Below are 23,637 nucleotides of genomic sequence, written 5' to 3' on the forward strand. Positions count from 1 at the left end.
TGTCAGGCTAAACAACAACAGATAGATAATATGACGCATTTTTTCATTCTCGTTTAACTAAAGGGTCAACATTGCCGGTAGCGATGTCAGCGCCTGACCTGGTATGGCGGTCTGTTGGCAGATTGTCCGGATAAAGCGGCGCAGCGAGCCATTCCCGGCCTTTCAGCATAGCGTGCCAGTATAGTGGTGGTAGCATTTTTTCTTTTAACAGCCAGGATAACCTTGATGGCCTGGTACCATCGATAAACCACTTTGGAAAGGTAGGCTCTACTTTACCGCCGTACACAAATTCGGCCAGGACAATTTTGCCACGTTCTACGGTTAACGGGCAGGAGCCGTAACCATCATAAATAGCGCGCAACTTCTGATTGTTCAGCAGGCCAAGCAGGTTTTCAGCCACTACCGGCGCTTGTTTCCGCACAGCTGCGGCTGTTTTGGCATTAGGGGTATTGCTGCAGTCTCCCAGTGCAAACACATTAGCAAAGGTTTTATGTTGTAAGGTGTCGGGGTAAACATCTACCCAGCCAGCGTTGTCAGCTAACGGGCTTTGTCTGATCACATCAGGGGCAACCTGCGGCGGGGTAACGTGCAGCATATCAAACTGTTTTTGTTGCAGTTCAGTGCTGCCATCCGCCAGGGTACGCTTAAAGGTAGCTGTTTTGCTGGCAGCATCAACAGCTTGCAGGTTCGTTTGCAGGTTAAGTTTAATCTGGTACTTTGCAATATACTGCTGTAGTGCCGGGACATAGTCGGCCACCCCAAACAAGGCGGCACCGGCACTGCAAAACTCAACATTTATGTTACTCAGTTGCTGCTGCCGTAACCAGTGGTCGCAAGACAAATACATCGCTTTTTGTGGTGCGCCGGCACATTTAATCGGCATGGCTGGCTGGGTGAAAATAGCCGTGCCACGGCCCAGTTGTTGCACCAGTTGCCAGGTGTAAGGCGCCATCCCTGGCTGATAGTTTGAGGTTATGCCCTGAGTGCCAAGGCTCTCTGTTAACCCGGGTATCGCCTGCCAATCCAGCTTTAGTCCGGTGGCCACTACCAGGCTGCGGTAGCTCAGCTGCGTGTTATCAGCCAGTAACAGGGTATTTTGCTGTGGTGAGAAGCCTGCGGCAGCATGTTGAAACCAGCTGACATTTTTTGGGATAAGATCAGCCATTGGTTTGACGGTGCTGGCCTGACTGAATACGCCACCGCCTACTAAGGTCCAGCCAGGCTGATAATAGTGTTGGCTGGCGGGTTCAACCAGGGCAATGCTTAAGTCTGGCTGGCGTTTTTGTAAGCTGGCAATTGCTGCTAACCCTGCGGCGCCGCCACCTACTACCACCACATCATAAATGGGTGATGCTACCGTCGTGTCTGTATTCACAAGTCCTCCTGTCAGCCTGGCATATTAATAATTTATATTCTTTACTGTTATATCGTTATATTAATAAAGAATAAACTAATTTAGGCCTTGCTGGCAGGTTTCGCAAGTGAAAACTGAATTTTTGTTAGAACATTGCGTTAAAACAAATTACTAAATATGAAATTTTGCTAATATGCAGGGTTAAAAGTATCTGATAACGCTGATTCAGGAATAGTTATGGTCAATATACGAGCGGCAAACTCCTCTTTATCTGTTGGCAAAAAGCTTTTTATCAGCTTCGGCGTATTAAGCGTGCTGATGCTGGTGGTGGCCGTTGTTGTGCAGCTGGCGCAGCTGGCAATGAACGATGCCAGGGCTGCCGCGGCAGCAAAAAGAAACCTGGCGGTGTTGCAGCTGGAAAAAGAAATTGATCATTTAGTGTGGGTTAATCAGCTGGCCAACAGTTTATTGCTGAACCAGCCTTTTCCGGGTCAGCTAGATCCCCATCAATGTGCATTTGGCCGCTGGTATGATGATTTTATGCTGTCTGACACCTATAAAAACGGCAGCACTGAGCTGCGCCAGGCACTGGATGCTATCGCCTTACCTCATCAGCAACTGCACCAGAGTGCCCGGCAAATAAGCGCTGGCCAGGACGCGCAACGTTTCAGTGTTTATCAGCAGGATACATTGCCGGCCCTTGGCAAGGTGCAACAGTCTTTGCAGACAGTGCATGCTATTTTTCAACAAGAGCGCAATGCCATCATCGCCAGAGCCGAAGTGACAGATCGTAATGCTATGCGCCTGGTCTGGGCGGCGATGGTGCTGACAATCATTGCTGCAATTTTATCCGGTTTGTGGTTGCGCCGGGTTGTGTCATTGCCAATGAAAGCACTTACGCAGCATGCGGAGCAGATTGCTGCTGGTAACCTTGCACAGCCTCCATTAACCGTAAACAGCACCGACGAGGTCGGGTTAGCGTCATCTGCCTTTAATACCATGCAACAGCAACTACATAACCTGATCCGGAATTTGCTGGATAAATCAGACAAAGTGGCGGAGAGCTCGGCGCGGGTATCCGATATCACCAGCCGTACCGATATTGATTTGCAACGCCAGGCGGCAGAAATAGAGCAACTGGCGACAGCAATGAATGAAATGGCGGCGACAATTGCAGAGGTCGCCAGGCATGCCCAGAATACCTCAGATGCGACCGGACAGTCTGAGCAGTATGCCCAGCAAGGACAATTGAAAGTGCGTTCGGTTATAAATGCCATTAACGAGATTGCCAGAGAGGTGGATAATGCTTCCGGTACTATTCAGACCGTCCAGCAGGAAAGCCAGAATATTGGTGCCATCCTGGACACTATTCAGGCTATTGCCGAGCAAACAAACTTACTGGCACTCAATGCTGCAATAGAAGCGGCCAGAGCCGGTGAGCAGGGGCGGGGTTTTGCCGTGGTAGCAGATGAAGTGCGTACCCTTGCTGCCAGAACACAAACCTCTACTACTGAGATCAAAAATCTGATTGATCGACTGCAGCAAAGTGCGGCAAATGCGGTAAAAACCATGGATGCTGGCGTCGACAAAGCGAAGCGGGGTGTGGCGATGGCAGATGAGGCCGGCGAGGCGCTAACCGATATTATGCAATCGGTAAGTACAATCAGTGATATGACGCTGCAAATTGCCAGTGCCACTGAAGAGCAAAGTAGCGTAGTGAAAGAAATGGACCAGAATCTGTTGCGGGTAAACAGTTTAACCGTAGAAACCAAGCAGCGTTCACAGGAAGCCGACGCCACATCAGCTGAGTTAGAGCGAATGGCTGAGCAATTACGTGATGAAAGCCGTCGTTTTCGGATCAGTTAATTTTTTATGCTAAAACCGTTACTCAGGGCCGGCCACTTAGCCGGACCCTGAGCAATCAACATATTGCGCTTATATTTTACAGGTCTTCATCCCCAGCACGCTATACAGCGGGCAAAAGTTAAATAAGCCTGTCAGCAAAGGCACTACGCCTATCCAGCCCCATAAACCAACAGTACCGGTTGCTGCCAGGGCAATTAACACTACGCCGGCAATAATCCGCACCACTTTATCGATCCCACCAACATTTTTTTTCATATGCTACCCTATAAATTAGTTACTCCTTATTGAGGATAGTCGGGCTTACGCTTAATAGCGACTATGCAATTGGTACTAAAGCTGATCTGCGTCAATATGTCGCATTGTTATATAAGAAAATTATAAATTACTATTGTTATACTATCACTACCAATTATTGGTTATTGCTTTATTCAGGAGTAGATATGGAACTCGACCCGCTATTGCTCTCACGCATTCAGTTTGCGTTTGTGGTGTGTTTTCACGCCATTTTTCCGGTTTTTACCATTGGCCTGGCCAGCTTTATTGCTGTGCTGGAGGCGCTGTCGTTTAAAACCGGTAACCCTTTATGGCAAAAATTATCGAAATTCTGGATCCAGGTGTTTGCCGTGGTATTCGGTATGGGCGTGGTATCGGGCATCGTAATGTCATTCCAGTTTGGTACTAACTGGAGTAACTTTTCTTATGCAACCGCTAACTTCCTGGGGCCGGTACTCAGTTATGAAGTGGTAACGGCGTTTTTCCTGGAAGCGGCATTTTTAGGAGTGCTGCTGTTTGGCCGCGATAAAGTGCCGCAGGGTGTGCACTTATTTGCTGCCATTATGGTGGCGCTGGGTACCTTTATTTCCTCCTTCTGGATTTTGTCGGCTAACTCGTTAATGCAAACCCCGGATGGCCTGGAGTTGCGTAACGGCATGTATCATGTGGTGTCATGGGCCGATGCGCTGTTTACCGCGTCGTTTGCCTACCGCTTTATTCATATGGCGCTGGCATCATTTTTAACGGCAGCCCTGGTAGTTGCCGGGGTAAGTGCCTGGTTTATCCTGCAAAAACGTGAATTCGCCACTAACCGCAAAGCCTTGTCGATTGCGCTGTGGATGTTGTTAATTCTGGCGCCGTTGCAGGTGGTCGTCGGTGATTTTCACGGTTTAAATACCTTAAAACATCAGCCGATGAAAGTAGCGGCAATGGAAGGTAACTGGGAAACAGGTACTGGTGTGCCACTTATCCTGTTTGCTATTCCGGATCAGCAGGCGCAAACCAATCATTTTGAACTGTCAGTACCAAAGCTGGCCAGCTATGTGCTAACCCACGACTGGGACGGCGAAGTGCCGGGCTTAAACGAAGTGGCGCCAGAGATGCAACCGCCGGTGTTTATTGTGTTCTGGTCGTTCCGCATTATGGTAGCCATGGGGCTATTAATGGTGGTGTTTGCTATCTGGGGCTTGCTGTTGCGTTACAAAGGCAAATATCAGCATAGCCGCAGCTTTTTACAAGGCCTGCGCCTGATGAGCTTAAGCCCCTTTATTGCGGTGCTGGCAGGATGGGTGGTAACAGAATCAGGCCGGGCGCCCTGGTTAATTTACGAGCAGATGACCCACGCCGAGGGCTTAACGCCGTCCCTGACCGGCGGTATGGCGTTGTTTACCCTGATTGGCTACATCGTGGTATATGCGCTGGTATTCAGTGCCGGGGTGTATTACCTGCTGAAAGTATTTCGCGGTGGTATTGAAAAAGCCAACCGACCGCACGAGCAGCAAGAGTTTGAACGTCCGAAGCGGCCTTTTTCTGCCGCCCATGCCAGCCTGGAAGAGGGAGACAACTAATGGAACAGCCATTTGATTTAACGTTAATCTGGGCCGGTATTATTGCCTTTGGGGTAATGATGTATGTGCTAATGGATGGTTTCGATTTGGGCCAGGGCATCTTGTTCCCGTTTGCCCCGGACGAGCATCACCGCGATGTCATGATGAATTCGGTCGCGCCGGTATGGGACGGCAATGAAACCTGGTTGGTGCTCGGTGGTGCCGGCCTGCTGGCGGCCTTCCCGCTGGTGTACTCAGTGTTTTTACCGGCCTTGTACATCGGGGTGTTTTTACTGCTGGCGGGCTTGATTTTCCGCGGTGTCGCGTTTGAGTTTCGCTTTAAAGCGAAAACCTCAAAGTACCTGTGGAACTGGGCCTTTGCCGGCGGCTCGACTGTGGCTGCTTTTGCCCAGGGCGCCGTTGTTGGTGCTTACATTCAGGGCTTTGAGACCGAGAACTTCCGTTATGTTGGTGGGGCGCTGGACTGGTTAACCCCGTTTACCGTGATCACCGGGCTGGGGCTGGTAGCCGGTTACGCGCTGTTAGGCGCCACCTGGCTGATTATGAAATCAGAAGGTGAAGTGCAGCAGTGGGCATACAAGCTGGCGCCACGTTTATTGTTAATGGTGCTGGTGGTGTTTGCCATTATCAGTGTCTACACCCCCTTTGTTGACCCCTATGTCAAAGAACGCTGGTTCAGCGGCTTCAGTGCCATCTGGTTATTGCCGGTGCTGGCGTTGTATTGTGCTTTCACTATTTTCAAATCCTTGCGAAAAGGCCAGGAAGGCATGCCGTTTGTCGCCACCATGGGTTTGTTTCTGTTTACTTACTTAGGTTTGTTAGCCAGCAAATGGCCTTATATGGTGCCGCCAAATTACACGCTGTACGATGCCGCATCAGCATTTGAATCGCAGTTATTCCTGCTGCTGGGCTTCCTGTTTGTGATACCAATAGTGCTGGCCTATACCGCCTGGACTTACTGGATTTTCAGAGGCAAGGTTAAAGCAGGTGGTTATCATTAACTGTTATGCCTGGTATGGCCGCTATGGCTGCTGAATTCAGCAGTGGGCCAGAGCTGCTGCGCTTTCTCAGCCAGCAGCAACAGCACAGGCTGCGGCTGGCCGTAGCCTGCGGTGCCCTGGCGACAGCATGCTTAATTGCGCAGTGGTATTTGCTGTGTACCTTGCTGTTTCAGGGGCTGCTGGCCACACCGGGTTTAACGCTATCGCCTGTGCTGCTGGCGGCGTTAGTGGCCGTGATGTTACTGCGCTTGGGGTTGCTGCGCGCCCAGGAGGTACTGGCCAGCAATGCCAGCACCACTGGCCGTCAGGCGCTGCGCCGGGCCTTGCTGCAAAGCTGGCAGCATCGTCCGGTGTATCAGCTGGCACAGCAATCACCTGCCGCACTGGCCAGCCAGTGGCTAGAAGATGTTGACGCCTTCGATGGCTACTTAGCCCGTTACTGGCCACAGCAATATTTAACGGTGCTGGCGCCGTTGCTGATCCTGCTGGCGGTACTTTATACCGATTGGCTGGCCGGCTTGCTGTTGCTATGCAGTGCGCCGTTGATCCCGTTGTTTATGGCACTGGTTGGCATGGGGGCTGAACAGCTTAATCAGCGGCATTTCTTATTGCGCCAGCGTCTGGCCGGCCATTTTTTAGACCGGATTCGCCAGCTTGCCACCATTAAACGGCTGCAGGCTGTGGCCGCCAGCCGGGCTGAAGTGGCCAGCCGCAGTGATCAGTACCGCCAGGTGGTGATGCGCACCCTTAAAGTGGCGTTTTTATCCTCAGCGGTGCTGGAGTTTTTCAGCAGCGTGGCCATTGCCAGTGTTGCGCTGTATATCGGCTTTGGTTTGTTAGGGGCAATTAACTGGGGCCCGGCGGCGGGGCTAACCTTGTTTTCCGGCTTATTTATTCTGTTGCTGGCGCCGGAATTTTTTCAGCCGCTGCGCAGTTTTGCCCAGTTTTATCATGACAAAGCATCTGCGCTGGCCGCGGCTAACCAGTTAGCGCCACTGCTTAGCCGCAGTGACTTTCAACCTGCTGCAGCAGATACGGCAACCACCACAACACCGGCAGCACCAGTTGTTCAGCAACTGCTGATTAGTCAGCTAGCCGTTGGCTATCCGGGGGCGGCCCGGCTGCAGGCCGGTTTAAACGCCAGGCTGCACACCGGCCAGTGTTTACTGATCAGTGGCAGCTCGGGGCTGGGTAAAACCACTATTTTGCAGACGCTGGCAGGCCTGTTGCCTGCCTGCAGCGGCAGTGCCCGCTTAAACCAGCAGCCGCTGGCGACTCAGGTTATGGCTTACCTGCCACAGCAGCCGTGGCTGATTGCCGGCAGCTGGGCTGATAACCTGCGCTTGCTGGCGCCGGAGGCAACAGAGCCGCAAATGCGCCAGGTGCTCAGTGAGCTTGGCCTGGCTGAGCTGGTAGCAGAAAGCGGTTTATACCGCCAGATAGGCGAGCAGGGCCAGGGGCTATCCGGTGGCCAGCTGCAACGGGTGCAACTGGCCAGAGTGTTATTAGCACCAACGGCGGTGGTATTGCTGGATGAACCTACTGCCAGCTTAGATAACCAGAGCCGGGATATTGTCATTAATGTGCTGCGCCAGCTAAAGCCGAAAACCATGCTGATTATCGTCAGCCACGATCCGGCGCTGCAGGCGCTGGCTGATCAACATTGGCAGCTTACTGCTGCAACCAAAGACGCCACGCCCGGATTAACTGCAGCGCCAGCATTAGAGCAGGTGCAGCATGAAGCCTGAAGTCGTAACCAACAATTCAGCCACTGCCAAGCGTCAGACCAAAGCTGGTGCGCTGGCCTTCTGGAGTAAAAAACTGCTATGGCAGCAGCGCCGGCGCATAGGCATCGGTGCACTGCTGGCCTTTGCCACGGCTGCTTTTGGCCTGGCATTGCTGGGCTTGTCGGGCTGGTTTATTACCGCGACCGCGCTGGCCGGGATCAGTGTCGCGGCAGGGGCGATGCTGGCGCTGGATGTGTATTTGCCCGGCAGTGGTATCCGCTTTTTCGCGCTGGGCCGCACCGTCAGCCGGTATCTGGAGCGGCTGTACAATCACGATTCAGTGCTGCGGCAACTGGCACTGGTGCGCCAGCAGTTGTTTCAGGGGCTGGCCAGCCTCAGCCCGACGGCAATGGCCCGGCAAACCAATGCCGACTGGCTCAGCCGGCTGACAGCAGATCTGGAAAGCCTGGATAACCTGCTATTGCGCTTGCTGTTACCGCCGCTGTCCGCGCTACTGAGCTTACTGCTGCTAAGCGCCGTGATCAGTATCTGGTCCGGGCCGGCGGCCTTGTTATTGCTGCTGTTATGCCTGGTCGGCTGTGGCATTATCTTTAGCTTGTTAATCCGCTATCAGCAGCCGCTTAGTCAGCAACTGGCGGCAGAGTTTAATCAGGCCAGGCTTGCGGTCATTAACTATTTGCAGGGGCTGCCTGAGTTAACCGCGGCCCGCTTGCAGGCGCATCAGCAGCAGGCATTGCTGCAGTTCAGCCACACACTTGGCCAGCTGCAGCAGCAGATCGCCCGCCAGCAGGCTAATGCCCAGCTGGCGGTGAATGCTCTGCACAGTGTGCAGGTGGTATTGGCAGCATTGCTGGCTTTAGCGGGCTTTAACGCGGGTTTGCTAAATGCGCCGGTCGCCGTGATGCTGGTGCTGGCGGTATTTGCCCTGGGCGAATTATTGCAGTTACTGCCCGGCCAGCTAAGCCAGCTGGGTAAAACCCGGTTTGCCGCCGGCCGGCTTTATCCGCTGGCGCAGCAGCTACCAGCCGTTGCTGCGCCCGTGGCTTTGCCCGCAACGCCCTGGCATCATCTGCAATTAACAGTGGCGGCACATCCCCGGCTGCCGGCCAGTCAGGCCGTGCCATTGCAACTGGATTTCAGCACTGAGCAACCCTGGTGGCTGGTTAGTGGCCGCTCGGGAAGTGGTAAATCGACCCTGGCCGGCTTGCTGCTGGCCGAAACCCTGGCAGAGGCGGCAAGCGCTGGCGCCCGTTGTCACTACAGTATCGATCAGCAGCAGGTAACGGCAGCGGCTGAGTCAGCCATGCAGCAACATAGTGTCTGCCTTAGCCAACAGAATAGTGTACTGGCCGACAGCCTGTATGCCAATTTAACCCTGGGGCTGGCTGATATCAGCGATGCGCGGCTGTGGCAGGTACTGGCACAGGTTGAACTGGCTGACTGGGCCCTGGGTTTACCACAGGGCCTGGATAGCTGGCTGGGCGACACCGGCCAGCAGCTGTCGGGCGGCCAGGCCAGACGGCTGTGTCTGGCCCGGTTATTATTGCGCTCACCACAACTGGTGGTGCTGGACGAACCTTTTAATGGCCTCGATGACGCCATGGCAGCGCGTCTATGGGCCAATATCCAGCCGTGGCTGGCCGGTAAATTTGTTTTAGTGTTATTGCACCAGGCCCCGGCTTTTCTCAGCAGCCGGCAGTGGCAGCAGCTAACACTTTAAGAGCCTGGCCTGGCTAAAAGCTGATATCGCTAAATTAGAGAAGGAGTGCCACTATGAAGAAACTATTGATGGCCGGTTTACTGGCAGCCAGTTGCTTTACTGGCATCACAGCGTGGGCGCAGGATTTAACCAAAAGTAAATTAGGGCTCTATGTTAACGCAGTTGAAGCCTACCAGATGCTGCAGCAACAGCCCGATGCCATTCTGGTCGATGTGCGCGACCCGGTCGAAATTAAATTCACCGGTTTTGCCACCCCGACCAAAATTCATGTGCCCTGGCAGCTTACCGATACCGGGAACTGGAGTGAGCAAAGCCAAAGCTGGCCAATGCGGCCGAACCCGGATTTTGACCAGCAGCTGCTTAGCCGCCTGGCCGCCCTGGGCGCCGGTAAAAATACCCCCATTATCATCATGTGCCGCAGCGGTGCCACCCGCAGTGCGCCGGCTGTCGACCGATTAGCCGAATATGGTTACAGCAATGTCTGGTCTGTCACTGACGGCTTTGAAGGTAACACCCTGAAACAAGGGCCGTCGCAAGGCGTACGGGCAGTAGATGGCTGGCGCAACTCCGGCCTGCCCTGGAGTTACCGGGTGCCGGCCGCCGTGGCCTGGCAAGCCCCTGCTAACTAACCTTAAAATTTTGTTATCAACCGGAGTGAATCACTATGCTTAATCGTTTAACTGGCATTAAAAAACTGGCTGTTGTTTTGGTCAGCCTGGGGGCAACCTATAGCGCAGCGGCGCAGGCGGAACAACAGGTGCTGATTAATCTGGCCAGCGGCTCAGCACAGACTCAGGGCATGGCGATGGTGCTGGCCGGTCAGATGCAACAGCAGGGCGCCAAAGTGTCGGTGTTGTTGTGTGACAGTGCCGCCGATCTGGCATTGCAACAGCCGTCTGGTGAGCTGTTAAAACCGATGAACGCCACACCGGCGCAGTTACTGGCCAAGTTGCGCCAGGGCGGTGCTAAGGTGCAGGTCTGTGCCTTGTATCTGCCCAATAAAGGGCTGCCGGCAACCAGCCTGGCCGAAGGTATCAGCGCGGCGCGGCCTGATGATATTGCCGGCCTGATGTTATCGCCTGAGGTAAAGGTTTTCAGCTTTTAAGTGGTTTTATTGATGAACTTAATCAGTTAAAGTTATTTCAAATCGTTATAAGCTTATACTATATTAGTATACACTTATTTTTAGGTGATTTAGTAACACATTTGGGGAGCAACCATTATGAGCTATCAGGTAAAGGCATTTTTAGATAACGACAGTGAAACCTTCAGTTATGTGGTTACCGATAACGCTACCAGCAAAGCGGTGATCATTGATCCGGTGCTGGACTTTGACTACAAAGCCGGCCGCACCAGTACTGACAGTGCAGAGCAAATACTGGCGTATGTTAAGCAGCACAATTTGCAGGTGGAATGGCTGCTGGAAACCCACGCCCATGCTGATCATTTATCAGCGGCGCCGTTTTTACGCAGTAAGCTGGGGGCAAAGGTGGCTATTGGTGCTGAAATTACCCAGGTACAGACCATTTTTAAAGACGTGTTTAACCTGGAAAAAGAATTTCTGCCCAATGGCTCGCAGTTCGACCATTTGTTTGCCGATGGCGACACCCTGCAGGTAGGCGAAATGACTATCCGGGCGCTGCACCTGCCGGGCCATACCCCGGCCGATCTGGCTTACATTATTAACGAGCAGGCTGCCTTTGTGGGCGACACCCTGTTTATGCCGGATGTTGGCACCGCCCGCTGTGATTTCCCCGGTGGCAGTGCCGAAACGTTATTCGACTCTATTCAGAAACTGCTGGCGCTGCCCGATAATACTGAAATGTATATCTGCCATGACTACCCACCAGAGGGACGACAGCATGAATACCTGACCAGTGTTGGCAAGCAAAAGCAGCATAATATTCATGTTGGTGGCGGGGTCAGTAAAGCTGATTTTGTTAAGCGCCGCGAAGCACGTGACGCCACCCTGGCCATGCCACGGTTAATTTTGCCATCGGTACAGGTGAATATCCGGGCTGGCCAGCTACCGCCAGCGGAAGACAATGGCGCGACCTACTTAAAAGTCCCGATCAACCTGTTGTAACGGTTAATCTGTCGCTGAAATTCCCCTGTTCTTCGCTAACAACAGCCAGTATTTTACTGGCTGTGCTATTTTTATTACCAGCAAACGTCAACACCCTGATAACCCCCAAGGAGTCTCTTCGATGAGAACAGTGTATTTAATGCTGGTGCTGTGCCTGCTGCCAGGCATGCTATTGGCCAGTGAAAACAACAACGACGATACCCGCCTTAGCGTCGAGCGCTTATGGCAGATGCAGCGCATTGGCTCGCCTGTGGTGTCAGACGATGGCAACTATATCGTGGCACCGGTCACCCGTTACGATGTAAAAGAAGACAAGGCGCAAACCCGTTTATGGTTGTTCAGTGCCGATGGCAAACAGCAGCGGCCGTTAACTGCGGACGGCCTGCGGGCCAGTGAGCCGGTGTTTTCACCCGATGGTAAAACCCTGGCCTTTATCAGCCAGCGCGATAAAGACGAAGCCGGTCAGATATACCTGCTGGCCATGGATAAGCCAGGTGAAGCGCAGCGCCTGAGCGAAGTCCCTACCGGGGTGTCTGGCCTGAAGTGGCGGGGCAAACATCTGTATTTTATCAGCCGGGTATGGCCTGATAAAAGCTGGGATGAGATGAGCGCCCAGCTGAAGGCCGATAAAGACAAAAAACTGTCGGCTATGCAGTGGAATGCGCTGCCATACTCGTCTTTCGACCGCTATCTGGATGAAAACCGCCAGGCGCATCTGTTCCGGATTGCCGCTACTGCTTCTGCAACAAACAGTGGTGATATCCAACCGCTAACCCAGCCGCTGGGTCAGCAGCTGCCGCGCGCTAATCAAAGTGCCTCCAGCTATGACGTGGACAGCAAAGAGCAATACCTGGCATTTAATGCCAATGGCTGGGATAACCAGGTCGATGCCAAAATTGATATTTTCTTAAGCCAGCTGGGCAGCGCTAATCTGGAACAGCAAACCGTCGAAAACCTGACCAAAGACAATCAGGCGCCGGACAGTAACCCGCAATTCAGCCCCGACGGCAAAAGCCTGGCCTTTAGCCGCCAGCTGATCCATGGTTTTTATGCCGATACCGCCCGCTTAGTGATCTACGACATCGCAAAGCAAAGCAGCCGGGTCGTTACCAGTGACTGGGATCGCTCAGTCAGTAGTTTTCGCTGGGCCAATGATGGCCGCGGTTTTTACGCCAGCATCGACGATGCGGCTACCCGCCGCTTGTACCATATCGACGCCCGCAGTGGTAAGCCGCGTGCCATTACTAAAGCGACCAGTTTTGGCCAGCCGGTGCAGGCCGGCAACAGCCTGTTCGCCACCAACGACAGTTTTTTATATCCGGCGCGGCTGGTAAAAGTAGACCCACGCAACGGCAATACCCGCCGGCTTGACAGTTTTAACGACGACATTCTGAGCCAGGTAGAGCTGGGAACCTTTGAGTCAGTAAATTATAAAGGTGCCGATGGCAAAGATATTCAGATGTGGGTGCATTACCCGCCGGGCTTCGATAGCAGCAAAAAATACCCGTTGTTAATGCTTATTCATGGCGGGCCGCACAATGCCTTTACCGACAGCTTCAGCTATCGCTGGAACTCGCAAACCTTTGCCTCCTGGGGTTATGTCACCGCCTGGCCCAACTTTCACGGCTCCAGTGGCTTTGGCCAGGACTTTGCCGACGCCATTAATCCTGACTGGCGCACCAAGCCGCTGGCCGATATTCAGGCCGCGACTAACTGGTTTGAAAACCAGAGCTGGATTGACACCGAACGGATGGTCGCCGGTGGTGCCAGCTATGGCGGCTATCTAACCTCAATATTGCTGGGTACCGAGCATCCGTTTAAAGCGCTGTTAATTCATGCCGCGGTGTATAACATGTACTCGCAAATGGCCGCCGATTTTGCGGTGCATTCCACCCGCTTTGGCAGCTTCTGGGACACCCCGGAAATTTATAAAAGTATTTCGCCGCATTACGCTGCCGGCAACTTTACTACCCCAACCCTGGTCATTCATGGCCAGCAGGACTTACGGGTCCCGGTAGGGCAGGGCTTCGAGTTGTTCCGTACCCTGCAAAGCCGAGGCGTCGAGTCACGGATGATTTACTTCCCCGACGAAAACCACTGGATCTTAAAGCCGAATAATTCTATTTACTGGTACCACGAAGTAAAAGACTGGTTCAACCGCTTTGCCGAGCCTGGGGCCAGATAAGCCTGCTGCACATTCTCTGAACAAGGCGTGGTGTCTGGCACCGCGCCTTTTTTATGCGGCGGATAAGCTGATCTGTCGCAAAGCGGCAGCAGATAATCGGTAAAGTGCTTGGCACAGCGGCCGTTGGCGGCTAGATTAACTAAAAGCCTTTTGAGACAGCAGTATGACAGCGTCAGGCAAAGCAGACACCAGTAAAGCAGACACTAGCAAAGCAGATAGCAGTAAAAGCATGCAGCTTACGGTAAAGCGGGTGGGGATCGACACCTACCGCGAAAATGTCGCTTATCTGCACCGCGAATGCGAAATATACCGGGCTGAAGGTTTTCAGGCGCTGGCAAAAATAGAAGTGCAGGCCAGGGGCAAGAAAATCCTGGCCAGCCTGAATGTGGTAGACGACACCAATATTGTTGGTTGTCAGCAGCTGGGGTTATCGGAAGAAGCCTTTGCTATTTTAGCGGTGCCCGATGGCGAAGCGGTCACAGTATCGCCGGCTGAACCGGCCCGCTCTATTCCGGCGCTGCACCGTAAAATCGCCGGTGAGCGGCTCAGCGCCGACGATTTTAGCCGTATTGTCCGCGATATTGCCGGCCACCGTTATTCAAAAATTGAGCTGACCGCCTTTGTGGTGGCCTGTAATCAGGGTGAGCTCGACCGCGAAGAAGTATTCTTTTTAAGCGACGCCATGAGCAAAGTGGGCCGCAAACTCGACTGGCACGAACACCCGGTAGTCGATAAGCATTGCATTGGCGGCATTCCCGGTAACCGCACCTCTATGCTGGTGGTGCCTATTGTGGCGGCGCACGGCATGCTCTGCCCGAAAACCTCATCGCGGGCTATTACCTCACCGGCCGGCACTGCCGACACCATGGAATTGCTGGCCCGGGTGGAAATGCCCTTTGAGTTACTGACCGAGATCGTCCACCGTCATCGCGGTTGTTTAGCCTGGGGCGGTAGCAGCGATTTATCGCCGGCCGATGATGTGTTGATCTCAGTTGAACGGCCGCTGTCTATCGATTCACCGGGGCAAATGGTGGCCTCAATTCTGTCGAAAAAAGTCGCGGCCGGTTCCAGCCATTTAGTGCTGGATATTCCGATTGGCCCCACCGCCAAGGTGCGCTCGATGCCGGAGGCACAGCGGCTGCGAAAACTGTTTGAATTTGTCGCCAAACGCATGGGCATTACCATCGACGTCGTGGTAACCGACGGCCGCCAGCCGATTGGTAACGGCATAGGGCCGGCGCTGGAAGCGCGCGACGTGATGCAGGTGCTGCAAAACCATGCCAATGCGCCAATGGACTTGCGCCAGAAGGCGCTGCGTTTAGCCGGGCGCATGCTGGAATTTGCACCTGACGTGCGCGGTGGTGATGGTTTTGGTATTGCCCGCGATATTCTCGACTCAGGCAGGGCACTGGCAAAAATGCAGGATATTATTGCCGCCCAGGGTAAAAAAGAGTTCGATCCCGAGCAGCCGCCGTTGTCGGCACTCAGTTTCGAGATTAAAGCGCCGGTCAGTGGTACCGTGGTAGCCATAGATAACTTGCAAATCGCCCGGATTGCCCGCTCGGCGGGTGCGCCGCGGGCCAAAGGCTCGGGGGTAGACTTGTTGGCCAAGCTGGGTACCCAGGTCAGCCAGGGCCAATTGCTGTACCGGGTGTACGCTGCCTACCCCACTGAACTGGCGTTTGCCCGTCAGGCCTGCGAGCGCAGCATAGGTTATATTATTGGCCCGGCTGAAGCATTACAGCCCTTATTTGTTGAGTATTAACAGATGTCGATATTACTGATTTGCAGCCAGGACGAGCAAGCCGCGGCACAGCGCCTGGCCGATGCGGCCGGCTTGCCGCTGGCACTTTATCAGCAGCACCGCTTTCCGGATCAGGAGCTGAAGCTAACCCTGCCATTTGCCGGGGCAGTACCAGAGCAACTGGTACTGTACCGCAGCCTCAATAATCCCAACGATAAACTGGTTGAACTGTTGCTGCTTGCCCGCCATGCCCGCACGGTTGGGGTAAAACGGTTATGGCTGGTGGCGCCGTATCTGGCGTATATGCGCCAGGATATCGCGTTTAATGCCGGCGAAATTGTCAGCCAGCAGATCATTGGTCAGTTTTTAGCAGAGTTATTCGATGGTGTGATCACCGTCGACCCGCATCTGCACCGGATCGATAGCTTAAGCCAGGCCATCCCACAGGGTGAGGCAATAGCACTAAGCGGCGCCCCCCGGCTGGCCGAGCTGATTAGCCGCGAGCGCAGCAAACCGCTGCTGATAGGGCCCGATGCGGAATCAGAGCAATGGGTAGCGCTGGCAGCGGCACAAATTGGATGTGATTACGGTGTTTGCACTAAACAACGCTTTGGTGATACCGAGGTGCAAATTCAACTGCCGTCAATAAGCGTTAATGGCCGGCAAGTGGTGCTGATGGACGATGTAGCCAGCTCGGGCCGTACGCTGGCCGGTGCCTGTAGTTTGCTGTTGCAGGCCGGGGCCGCCTCGGTCGATGTGGCGCTAACTCACGCTCTGTTTGCCGGTGATGCCTTAAGTGTGATTAAAGCCGCCGGGGTAGGCGAAGTATGGAGCACCGATTGCATTGCTCACTCCAGCAATGCCATTAGCATGGCACCCTTACTGGCCCGGGCCCTAAAGCCACTGCTGGTTTAGGTGTCACTAACCAACCGTTAAGCCAGGCTGCGCACCAGGTTGCCGCTATGGTTTTAGTTGTGGTGCCGCGGCCAGCGGATTTGCTGAATGTCGGCGACAAAAAAAGCAAAATAGTCAGCGGTACCAAAGTGATTACCGGCTTCAACATGAGTCGGTAGCCGGAAACCCGCAAAGTCGCGAAAGCCGGATAAATAGCCACCAAAAGGCTGCAGCGTATAGCGTCGCTGCGGGTTGGCATTACTCCAGCGCATAAAGCTGACGTGCAGTGGCTGGCCATTGTCGGCTACCGTTAAGTCTACCGATTGCTCCAGCCCCAGATACTTTACTGTCAGGCGGGCACTGTTTTCACTCAGGTGGCTCCATGTAATACCCGTGCCGGACAAAACGGCGGCCGGGGTCCAGAACAGCGACTCTGCGACATAGCGGCCAAAAGCAGAACGGCGCTGATCCGGGCTGGCACCCTGGCGCGCCACCGGCAGCAACTCGTACAGCCAGAACCGGGTCCAGCTGGCGCTGTCTGAACCTGATATTCTAAGCAGGCTGCGTCTGGCCTGCATTTGCCAGATAAAGCCGTCTGGCGGCGCCAGTATTTGTCTGGCCTGCATGTTCAGGTAGTCTGGCCGCCTGCTGTTGCCCATCCCAAACCGGCCGGTCATGCCAATGTCGGCTACCGTATAAAGCGGGGTGCCCGGCGCTATGCTGAACAGGAAAAAACGCTTGGCGGCGTCGGGCAAGCCGTGCAGCAATAACGGGTCAAACTGGTCGGGCTGCTGCGGTTGCTGTGCTATCAGCCTTTGCACCATTTGTTTATCTGTCTGGTAATCAAGTAACCGCAGGCAAAGCAAACCGGCAATCAGTAGTATTAAAACCACTGCGGTAATACTGATAATAAGAGCAATGATGTCTGTCATAGCAGCGTGTTCCAACCCACTAAAAAAGGCTTAATCAACCGCTAACTTCTGCTGGTTGTCAGTATTAAAACCATGCGTTTCCAGCCAGTCGAAAGCCTGTTGTGGCTGCTTAAATTTTTGCAATTCAAAGCGGCTGTTTACATCCTGCACCATCTTATCAAGCTGAAACTCTTTAACCGTGCTGGGCCAGTAAACATGGGCGGAATAACGCAAGCCACGCGCAATCTTCCATCGAACCAGGTCTTTAATAACAGGTTCAATGCCAGGCACCCCTAAGTGCCAGTTATCTAACAGCATAACACTAGCCCAGTCATCACCCAGCAATGGGGTAACAACCGCTTTAAACTCCTGGGCAAAATCTTCTGCATCCTGTTGGCTCCAGCTGCCTTTTACCATGGCGATTAATACGTTGTTGTCGAGCCAGATTTTAAACTTAGGGTTATATCTCATCGCAACTGCCTTTTATGTTCAAGCCAGTTACAGCGTAGCAGACCAGAGTTAACCCGGCGCAGTTTTGGCTGGTTTTAACCCGGTTTACCCCAAACTATGCACCACGGCACTGGTATGGCTTAAGTTATCGTGCAGCGGGCAGCGCTGGCATACCTCGCCCAGAAACTGCAGCTTCTGCTCGTCGGTTAAGTCGGCATCAATTACCGCGCTAATCCGTATTTCGGTAAACCCTACCCGGTCTTCGCTGGCTTTGCCCAGCAAACCGGCCGGGTTGTAATCGCCTTCAACCTTTACCTGCATGCCACGTAAATCAATTTTTTGCTGAAAAGCGGCGATCCGGCCGATGGTGCCAATACAACCAGCAATCGCAAACAACAGCATTTGCAGTGGGGTAGGCCCGGTGCCTGTGCCTTTGGCTGCGACGGGTTGGTCAATCATTACTGTATGGCCATCAATCTCGCCACTAATGGCAAAGCCTTCCGCCATACTGGCATTTACCGACACTGTTTTTAAATTGCTCATTACCGTTGGCCTCTATTGAATTAGGTTAAACTAATTTAAGGTGGCAGCTTAACGGTTTTACGCGTTGCAATGGCTGCGCTGGATCAATATTTTTATGGATTACGCGATGTGACTAACCGGCGCGGCTCAGGTCCTGACACTGGCTGTTGAAACCCAGACTTGCCAGCCAGGCAAAGGCGTCCTGCTGGTTGGGATACACCCGCTTTTCAAACCCGCTGGTGCTGTCAATTATCATCCGGTTCAGCTGATACTGCTTTATCATACTCGGGCAATACACCTGAGCGGTGTAACGCAGGCCGTGGCGCAAACACCAGTTTACTAAGTCTTTTACCACGGGTTCAATGTCTGGCGCGCCCAGTTGCCAGTTATCTAAATAGACAATATGGGCCCAGTTCTCGCCTGCCAGCGGCATGGCCAGGGCTTTAAACTGGCTGGCATAGTCTTCAGCAGTAAACCGGTTCCAGCTGCCATTAGCTTTCGCCAGAATAATGTTGCCGTCACGCCATAAGGTAAATTTAGAGTAGGGGGCCATACGCGGTTGCCGCTATATAACAGGAGACTTAACTATAGCAGCAGTCAGCAACGTCAGCTTGATCCAGCGCAGGAATTACCAAGGTTACTGTTTTAATTTCAAAATCAATTCCGCAACATCGGCAACACCCAGTTTAACTTCATTCAGGCCAGTACTTACGCCTGAAATTTTCTGCTGGCCTAACTCAGATGCTTGCTGAATTTTGCTCATCTGCTGGTAAATCTGGCTAATTAAGCCTGAATTACTTTCAATAACAGTCGCTATTTTATTGGTGGCTTCACTGGTCCGAGCCGCCAAAGTGCGCACTTCATCTGCTACCACAGCAAAACCCCGGCCCGACTCACCCGCTCTGGCTGCTTCAATCGCCGCATTTAATGCCAGTAAGTTGGTCTGGTCGGCGATGGCTCTGATTGTTGCGACGATTTCCTGAATACTATTTGATTGCTCGTTCAGCTGTTTACTGACAGTACTGGCAGCATTAACTTCTCTGGCGATCAGGCCGGATGTTTCTACAGCTTCTTCAAGTGCCGATGTTGCTTGTGCCGTAATCTGTGCGGTTTGCTCTGAAGTGGTGGCTGCCTGATCAGCGGCAGCATACGCATGGTTAATCCGCTGAGTAATATCCGAGGCTAATTTAATGATTTTTATGACTTTCTTTTGCTTATTAAAAATCGGGTTATAGCTTGCTTCCAGCCATACTGACTTGCCAAGCTTATTTTTACGTTCAAATAATCCCGAAAACGACTTGCCGGCCGCCATTTCTTGCCAGAAACGCGGGTGTTGTTTATAAAAATCGGGATAACAAAACATTTCATGGTGCTTACCAACAATCTCGTTTTTCTGGTAGCCCATGGCATTCAGGAAAAGTTGATTAGCGTTCTCTATCACGCCTTCCGGCGTAAATTCAATCATAGCGGTAGTGTGGTCAAATGCTTCAAATATGGCACTTTGAAGATCAAGTTGTTGCTGGTTCTTAGTCACATCGCGGGCAATTTTAATAATTTTAGTGACGTGGCCAGATGGGTCTTTTACCGGGAAATAAGTAGCATCTAACAGCAATATTTCGGCATTTTTGGTTCTGCGCTCAAACACCCCGCTATGGCTTTTACCTGCTGCCAGCTCGCGCCAGAAATTTTTATAGTCAGCTGTAGCAATATATTCTTTGTCGCAAAACAGCCGGTGGTGCTGACCAATTACTTCGTTTTCCGAATAACCGGCCGCTTGCAAAAATAAGGGGTTTACCTGAGTTACTATGCCGTCTGGAGTAAATTCAATATAGGCGACATTGCCATGAATGGCGGCAAGGGCGGCATTTGTTTCATCCAGTTGCCGCTGACACGCAGCCAGAGCTTGTGAATTGTCTTGTTTACTCCAAAGCATAGTGACTCCAGAAAACTCTTAAAAGTAAGAATAATTAAGACAGATAAACTAACCTACAGTATTTATGAATAAAAAATAGTACACGTGATAAAAAAAGTTACAAAGCTTTTAATAGGACGGCTAAGGCAATAGATAATATTTTTCAGCAGGTTTAACGTGCTGTTTGAATATCTGGCAGTCAGCCGAAATTCCAGCTTAAACCGTGCTGGGCGAACAGGGCAGAGTCTTTATTAAACCACTGCTTAAAAGGTGACACATCAAAGCCGTGCAACTGGGCCAGGTAGGCATAGCGCAGCGAGGTGCTCAACAAATCGGGGTAGCGCCATATTTTGCCGTAGGCCACCACGCAAAGCGTTGGCTGTTCGGCCAGGATCTCAATCGCTTGCATTACCTGGTGTAAGTAGCGTAGCTCGGCAGTTAGCGCTGGGCTAATAGGTGGAGGTGGTGGGGTGTGGTGCATAAGCCGGCCTTGTAAGGTTGTTCTGTGCTTAATTTAGGGTATCGGCCGGGGCATTGATAGGTTTAGTCAGTTATCGTCAGTTTGATGTGTACTTATAAAGTACATGTCCGGTAATCAAGGCTGAACCGGTTTACCCACGCCGACACGCCGTAAACCCATCCATGGGGGCTCGTTTCCGCCCGTCCGGGGCTTCAACGGTCGGCTTAGGGTAAACCGATTCTGCCAGGCGGAATCTTTGTTTACTCAAAAAGCACATTGTTTAACTTCACCTGTCAGGCTAACCGGGGCGACTCAGCGGCTTAATTCTGGTTTGGTACAGGTGCTCCAGCGCTTCGCTAATGGTCATATCGTCGTTTTCACTTAGGTAACGCTCTACCTGCTTATGCACGAAAATAACTGCTTGTTTATGCTGTTTGGCAAAGGCCGCGCATTGCTGCTTTAGCTGCTGGTTAAACTCTTTTTCCGCTACTTGTTTGTGCACCGCCTGAATCGCCAGCTCAAAGTTATTGTCGTTATCGGCAAAGTATTCTTTTAAGGTATTTTTCGGTATCCGGTAGGCTTTACTGGCAAACTCCAGCGCTTCCCGAAAGCTAGTAAACTGCTCGCCAAATACCTCAAAGTAAATCGGCGCCTGCGCTTCGACATTGTGCTGCAGCCCGGCGGCTTCATAGGCAAACCCCGGGTAAGCCAGCCGCTCGGTGGTTTCTGCGCCCAGCTTTAACCCGGCTTCAATACTATGGCGCAGACTAAAATCCAGTGATGCTAACTCGGCTTCGGTCCACATTTCATAAATGGTTAGCGCTTTGGCATATTTCTTCGCCAGTTTGTCTTTAGCAAACTTGCACCGCTCATCCAGCGTGCCGGCCTTGCAGGCTTTTAAGTGGTCATGGCATTCAGTACAGCAAGGCACCTGTAAAAACTCACTGGGCTCGCGGGTCGCCAGGTAAAACTCCAGGTATTGCCGCGGTGGCGCATAGTCATGCGCGCTGGCAATACAACCGCAGTAAAAGCAGGTGTTAAAGTCATCGCGGTAGGTGGGTACCAGCAGGTGGTAATCTGTAGCGGCGGTCATGGTGCCTTCTTGAGTTTGGAAATAGAAGAAAAGTGGGCAGTATAACGAAATTGGTGGTGAGTGTTGGAGGTTTAGTGGTGGAGTTGTTGTAACAAGCGGTGTGAAACGACTAATTGTTGCTTAATTATCAAAATATTATCGATTGCCCATTGTTTCTATTGTGGTAAAGTAATTTCAGATTGTTTACCAAGGAGCGGTAGAAAAGCCGCTTTATTTCAACAAGGTAGCTAAACATATGCGGCTTAGAGAAGTTCTCGGAGTACTTTCTAAATCCTCGCCTTATGCAGTTAAAACTGAACGCGAATTAGCGTTAGCAAACAGTTTAGATGCAGTCAAAAATTACCTATATGTTGCAACAGACATCGAGGCTGATTTTCATAATCATTTGAAATCAATTAGCTACGGCGATAAGAAAATTGTCTTTTTATGTGGCAGCAGCGGTGATGGTAAGTCCGAAATACTTACCCGCTACTCGAAGCAGTATCAGCACAAAGCGCATTTCCACCTTGATGCGACTCACAGCTTTAGTCCAAAAGAAACTGCGATTGAACGACTTGACCAAGTGTTTGCGGACTACGAGTCAGGCAGTAAGGCACTGGTTGTTGGTATTAATACCGGTATGCTGGGCAATTATTCGGAAGAGGGAGCAAACGATAAAATCAAGCAAGCCATTAAAGGCTTCTTGCAAAAACGACCGTTGAATAACGAATTCGTGTTTCTCGATTTTGAGCAGTACCCCAAATTCAAGTTGGAAACGCACCGCTATAGCTCCAAATTTACCGAGCAGCTTTTAAAGCGAATTACAGCCCAAGATGACAACATTATCCGTCAGTACTTTGATAAAGAGCGTTCGCTACCTGAAGCAGAAAGAGATAGTGTTCTATGTCAAAACTATGAATTGCTGTCGATCCCATCAGTGCAGCGCATAGTCGTTGAGTCGTTGTTTAAAGCAAGGTTAATGAAAGACCAGTTCTTAACCGCAAGGGCACTGCTTGATTTTGTTTATCACTTATTCTCAGGTGATAACTACTTGTCTGAAAATTTATTTACCTGCAGTGAAAGTGAGATAGTCGCCAAGATTGCTGATTTTGACCCAGCGCTGTTGCGGACAAAATTGATTGACCAGTTTGTGTTAAGTCACAAGCTCAACATTGAAGAGCCAGAGTTTGAAGAATTTAAGCCGGTCTTAAGAACCAAAGGCTTTGATTTGAGGAAGTTACGCTCGCCGGAGAGTATTATTCGGCTGTTTTATTTGCTGCAATATGAAGATATCGGTAACAACTATCATCATCGGTTTAAAGCTGATTTTAATGATAGCCTGCTGGATAAATACGCCACTATTTGGCGGCTTCACAACACACCAGACCAGGCTGAAGCTAAGCAAGAATTAAAACAGTTTTACCGCGAAGTGCTGCTTACTGCAATCAGTAAGTACAACAACCGAAATGCACCACAGTTAGGAAAAGATGAACTCTTGCTCACTACTCGCGGCGGTTTTCATATTGCAGCTCAGGTTGATGTGAAGCAGGACAATACTGCTATTAAGTTGGAAGCTGCTGCCGAATCTGAGCATGTCGGTTACTTCCATGCTTGTTTAAAGGTTGATGAACAACCGTTGCAGAAAATGGCGGTCAACATCAATTTACTTGGTTTGTTATACCGCATTTGTGAAGGTTATCAGCCTAATAAACATGATAAAAATGCTGTGGTGTTACTTGATGAACTGGTTGAAGAGTTACACGACATCGCCAGTAAAGCTAAAACGCTTTACATACTGCGAGGCTCAAGCCGTTACCGGCTATATAACGCCGAAGGCAATGGCAGTGAACTTGAAGTAAGTGGAGGCTAAA

Annotated in this window: 21 protein-coding genes and 1 pseudogene; 12 read left to right on the forward strand and 10 right to left on the reverse strand. The window is 51.8% G+C overall.

Annotation, left to right across the window (positions count from 1 at the left end):
* Positions 1–43: 43 nt before the first annotated feature.
* Complete coding sequence (locus CRO03_RS16120; RefSeq protein WP_170949043.1) at positions 44–1,375, reverse strand: NAD(P)/FAD-dependent oxidoreductase; 1,332 nt, start codon at positions 1,373–1,375, stop codon at positions 44–46.
* Positions 1,376–1,591: 216 nt separating this feature from the next.
* On the opposite strand from CRO03_RS16120, the gene CRO03_RS16125 reads away from it, so the two are divergent.
* A complete protein-coding gene (locus CRO03_RS16125; RefSeq protein ID WP_097112669.1) occupies positions 1,592–3,220 on the forward strand; it encodes a methyl-accepting chemotaxis protein in 1,629 nt (542 codons plus the stop codon).
* 69 nt (positions 3,221–3,289) lie between these two features.
* Here CRO03_RS16125 and CRO03_RS16130 read toward each other — a convergent pair whose 3' ends face one another.
* Positions 3,290–3,475, reverse strand: a complete 186-nt coding sequence (locus CRO03_RS16130) for a YgaP family membrane protein (RefSeq protein ID WP_097112670.1) — start codon at positions 3,473–3,475, stop codon at positions 3,290–3,292.
* Positions 3,476–3,660: 185 nt separating this feature from the next.
* Between CRO03_RS16130 and CRO03_RS16135 the strand changes: the two genes are divergently transcribed.
* The 10 genes from CRO03_RS16135 (at position 3,661) to CRO03_RS16180 (ending at position 16,460) form a co-directional block, all read left to right on the forward strand.
* Positions 3,661–5,061: a cytochrome ubiquinol oxidase subunit I gene (locus tag CRO03_RS16135; protein WP_097112671.1), complete on the forward strand. Its 1,401-nt coding sequence runs from the start codon at positions 3,661–3,663 to the stop codon at positions 5,059–5,061.
* Positions 5,061–6,062 carry a cytochrome d ubiquinol oxidase subunit II gene (gene cydB / locus CRO03_RS16140; RefSeq protein WP_097112672.1) on the forward strand — a complete coding sequence of 334 codons (1,002 nt, stop codon included), beginning with the start codon at positions 5,061–5,063 and terminating at the stop codon, positions 6,060–6,062. The genes CRO03_RS16135 and cydB overlap by 1 nt, the downstream gene beginning before the upstream one ends.
* Before the next feature lie 23 nt (positions 6,063–6,085).
* Positions 6,086–7,810, forward strand: coding sequence for a thiol reductant ABC exporter subunit CydD (cydD, locus tag CRO03_RS16145; RefSeq protein WP_097112724.1), 1,725 nt, complete (start codon positions 6,086–6,088; stop codon positions 7,808–7,810).
* Positions 7,800–9,530, forward strand: coding sequence for an ATP-binding cassette domain-containing protein (locus CRO03_RS16150; RefSeq protein WP_097112673.1), 1,731 nt, complete (start codon positions 7,800–7,802; stop codon positions 9,528–9,530). The genes cydD and CRO03_RS16150 overlap by 11 nt, the downstream gene beginning before the upstream one ends.
* Before the next feature lie 53 nt (positions 9,531–9,583).
* Positions 9,584–10,159 carry a rhodanese-like domain-containing protein gene (locus CRO03_RS16155; protein WP_097112674.1) on the forward strand — a complete coding sequence of 192 codons (576 nt, stop codon included), beginning with the start codon at positions 9,584–9,586 and terminating at the stop codon, positions 10,157–10,159.
* Between the two features lie 35 nt (positions 10,160–10,194).
* Positions 10,195–10,635: a DsrE family protein gene (locus tag CRO03_RS16160; RefSeq protein WP_097112675.1), complete on the forward strand. Its 441-nt coding sequence runs from the start codon at positions 10,195–10,197 to the stop codon at positions 10,633–10,635.
* Positions 10,636–10,752: 117 nt separating this feature from the next.
* Complete coding sequence (locus CRO03_RS16165; protein WP_097112676.1) at positions 10,753–11,616, forward strand: MBL fold metallo-hydrolase; 864 nt, start codon at positions 10,753–10,755, stop codon at positions 11,614–11,616.
* Between the two features lie 121 nt (positions 11,617–11,737).
* The gene (locus CRO03_RS16170) at positions 11,738–13,801 is read left to right on the forward strand and encodes a S9 family peptidase (protein WP_097112677.1); all 2,064 of its coding nucleotides are present in this window, start codon (positions 11,738–11,740) and stop codon (positions 13,799–13,801) included.
* A 163-nt stretch (positions 13,802–13,964) separates the two neighbouring features.
* Positions 13,965–15,566, forward strand: a complete 1,602-nt coding sequence (locus tag CRO03_RS16175; RefSeq protein WP_212682440.1) for a thymidine phosphorylase family protein — start codon at positions 13,965–13,967, stop codon at positions 15,564–15,566.
* 3 nt (positions 15,567–15,569) lie between these two features.
* On the forward strand, positions 15,570–16,460 hold the full coding sequence (locus CRO03_RS16180) for a ribose-phosphate diphosphokinase (protein WP_097112678.1): 891 nt from the start codon (positions 15,570–15,572) through the stop codon (positions 16,458–16,460).
* A gap of 53 nt (positions 16,461–16,513) precedes the next feature.
* Here CRO03_RS16180 and CRO03_RS16185 read toward each other — a convergent pair whose 3' ends face one another.
* The 8 genes and pseudogenes from CRO03_RS16185 to CRO03_RS16215 all read right to left on the reverse strand — a co-directional run bounded on the left by CRO03_RS16185 (position 16,514) and on the right by CRO03_RS16215 (position 21,787).
* A complete protein-coding gene (locus CRO03_RS16185; RefSeq protein WP_097112679.1) occupies positions 16,514–17,371 on the reverse strand; it encodes a DUF6544 family protein in 858 nt (285 codons plus the stop codon).
* Positions 17,372–17,401: 30 nt separating this feature from the next.
* Positions 17,402–17,821, reverse strand: a complete 420-nt coding sequence (locus tag CRO03_RS16190) for a hypothetical protein (protein ID WP_097112680.1) — start codon at positions 17,819–17,821, stop codon at positions 17,402–17,404.
* 84 nt (positions 17,822–17,905) lie between these two features.
* Positions 17,906–18,343, reverse strand: coding sequence for an OsmC family protein (locus CRO03_RS16195; RefSeq protein ID WP_097112681.1), 438 nt, complete (start codon positions 18,341–18,343; stop codon positions 17,906–17,908).
* Between the two features lie 112 nt (positions 18,344–18,455).
* Positions 18,456–18,875: a hypothetical protein gene (locus tag CRO03_RS16200; protein WP_097112682.1), complete on the reverse strand. Its 420-nt coding sequence runs from the start codon at positions 18,873–18,875 to the stop codon at positions 18,456–18,458.
* An 84-nt stretch (positions 18,876–18,959) separates the two neighbouring features.
* Positions 18,960–19,517, reverse strand: a complete 558-nt coding sequence (locus CRO03_RS18710; protein WP_425427027.1) for a methyl-accepting chemotaxis protein — start codon at positions 19,515–19,517, stop codon at positions 18,960–18,962.
* Positions 19,491–20,255, reverse strand: a pseudogene (locus CRO03_RS18715) (PAS domain-containing protein); the annotation flags it as partial. The gene CRO03_RS18710 and the pseudogene CRO03_RS18715, both read right to left, overlap by 27 nt.
* 178 nt (positions 20,256–20,433) lie before the next feature.
* Positions 20,434–20,715, reverse strand: a complete 282-nt coding sequence (locus CRO03_RS16210; RefSeq protein ID WP_097112684.1) for a hypothetical protein — start codon at positions 20,713–20,715, stop codon at positions 20,434–20,436.
* A gap of 277 nt (positions 20,716–20,992) precedes the next feature.
* Positions 20,993–21,787 (reverse strand): hypothetical protein, encoded by a 795-nt coding sequence (locus tag CRO03_RS16215; protein ID WP_097112685.1) that lies wholly within the window; start codon positions 21,785–21,787, stop codon positions 20,993–20,995.
* 235 nt (positions 21,788–22,022) lie between these two features.
* Between CRO03_RS16215 and dptF the strand changes: the two genes are divergently transcribed.
* Positions 22,023–23,636 (forward strand): DNA phosphorothioation-dependent restriction protein DptF, encoded by a 1,614-nt coding sequence (dptF, locus tag CRO03_RS16220; RefSeq protein ID WP_097112686.1) that lies wholly within the window; start codon positions 22,023–22,025, stop codon positions 23,634–23,636.
* Position 23,637 lies beyond the last annotated feature (1 nt).

The organism is Arsukibacterium tuosuense (genome assembly GCF_900215315.1).
GTDB classification, from domain to species: domain Bacteria; phylum Pseudomonadota; class Gammaproteobacteria; order Enterobacterales; family Alteromonadaceae; genus Alishewanella; species Alishewanella tuosuense.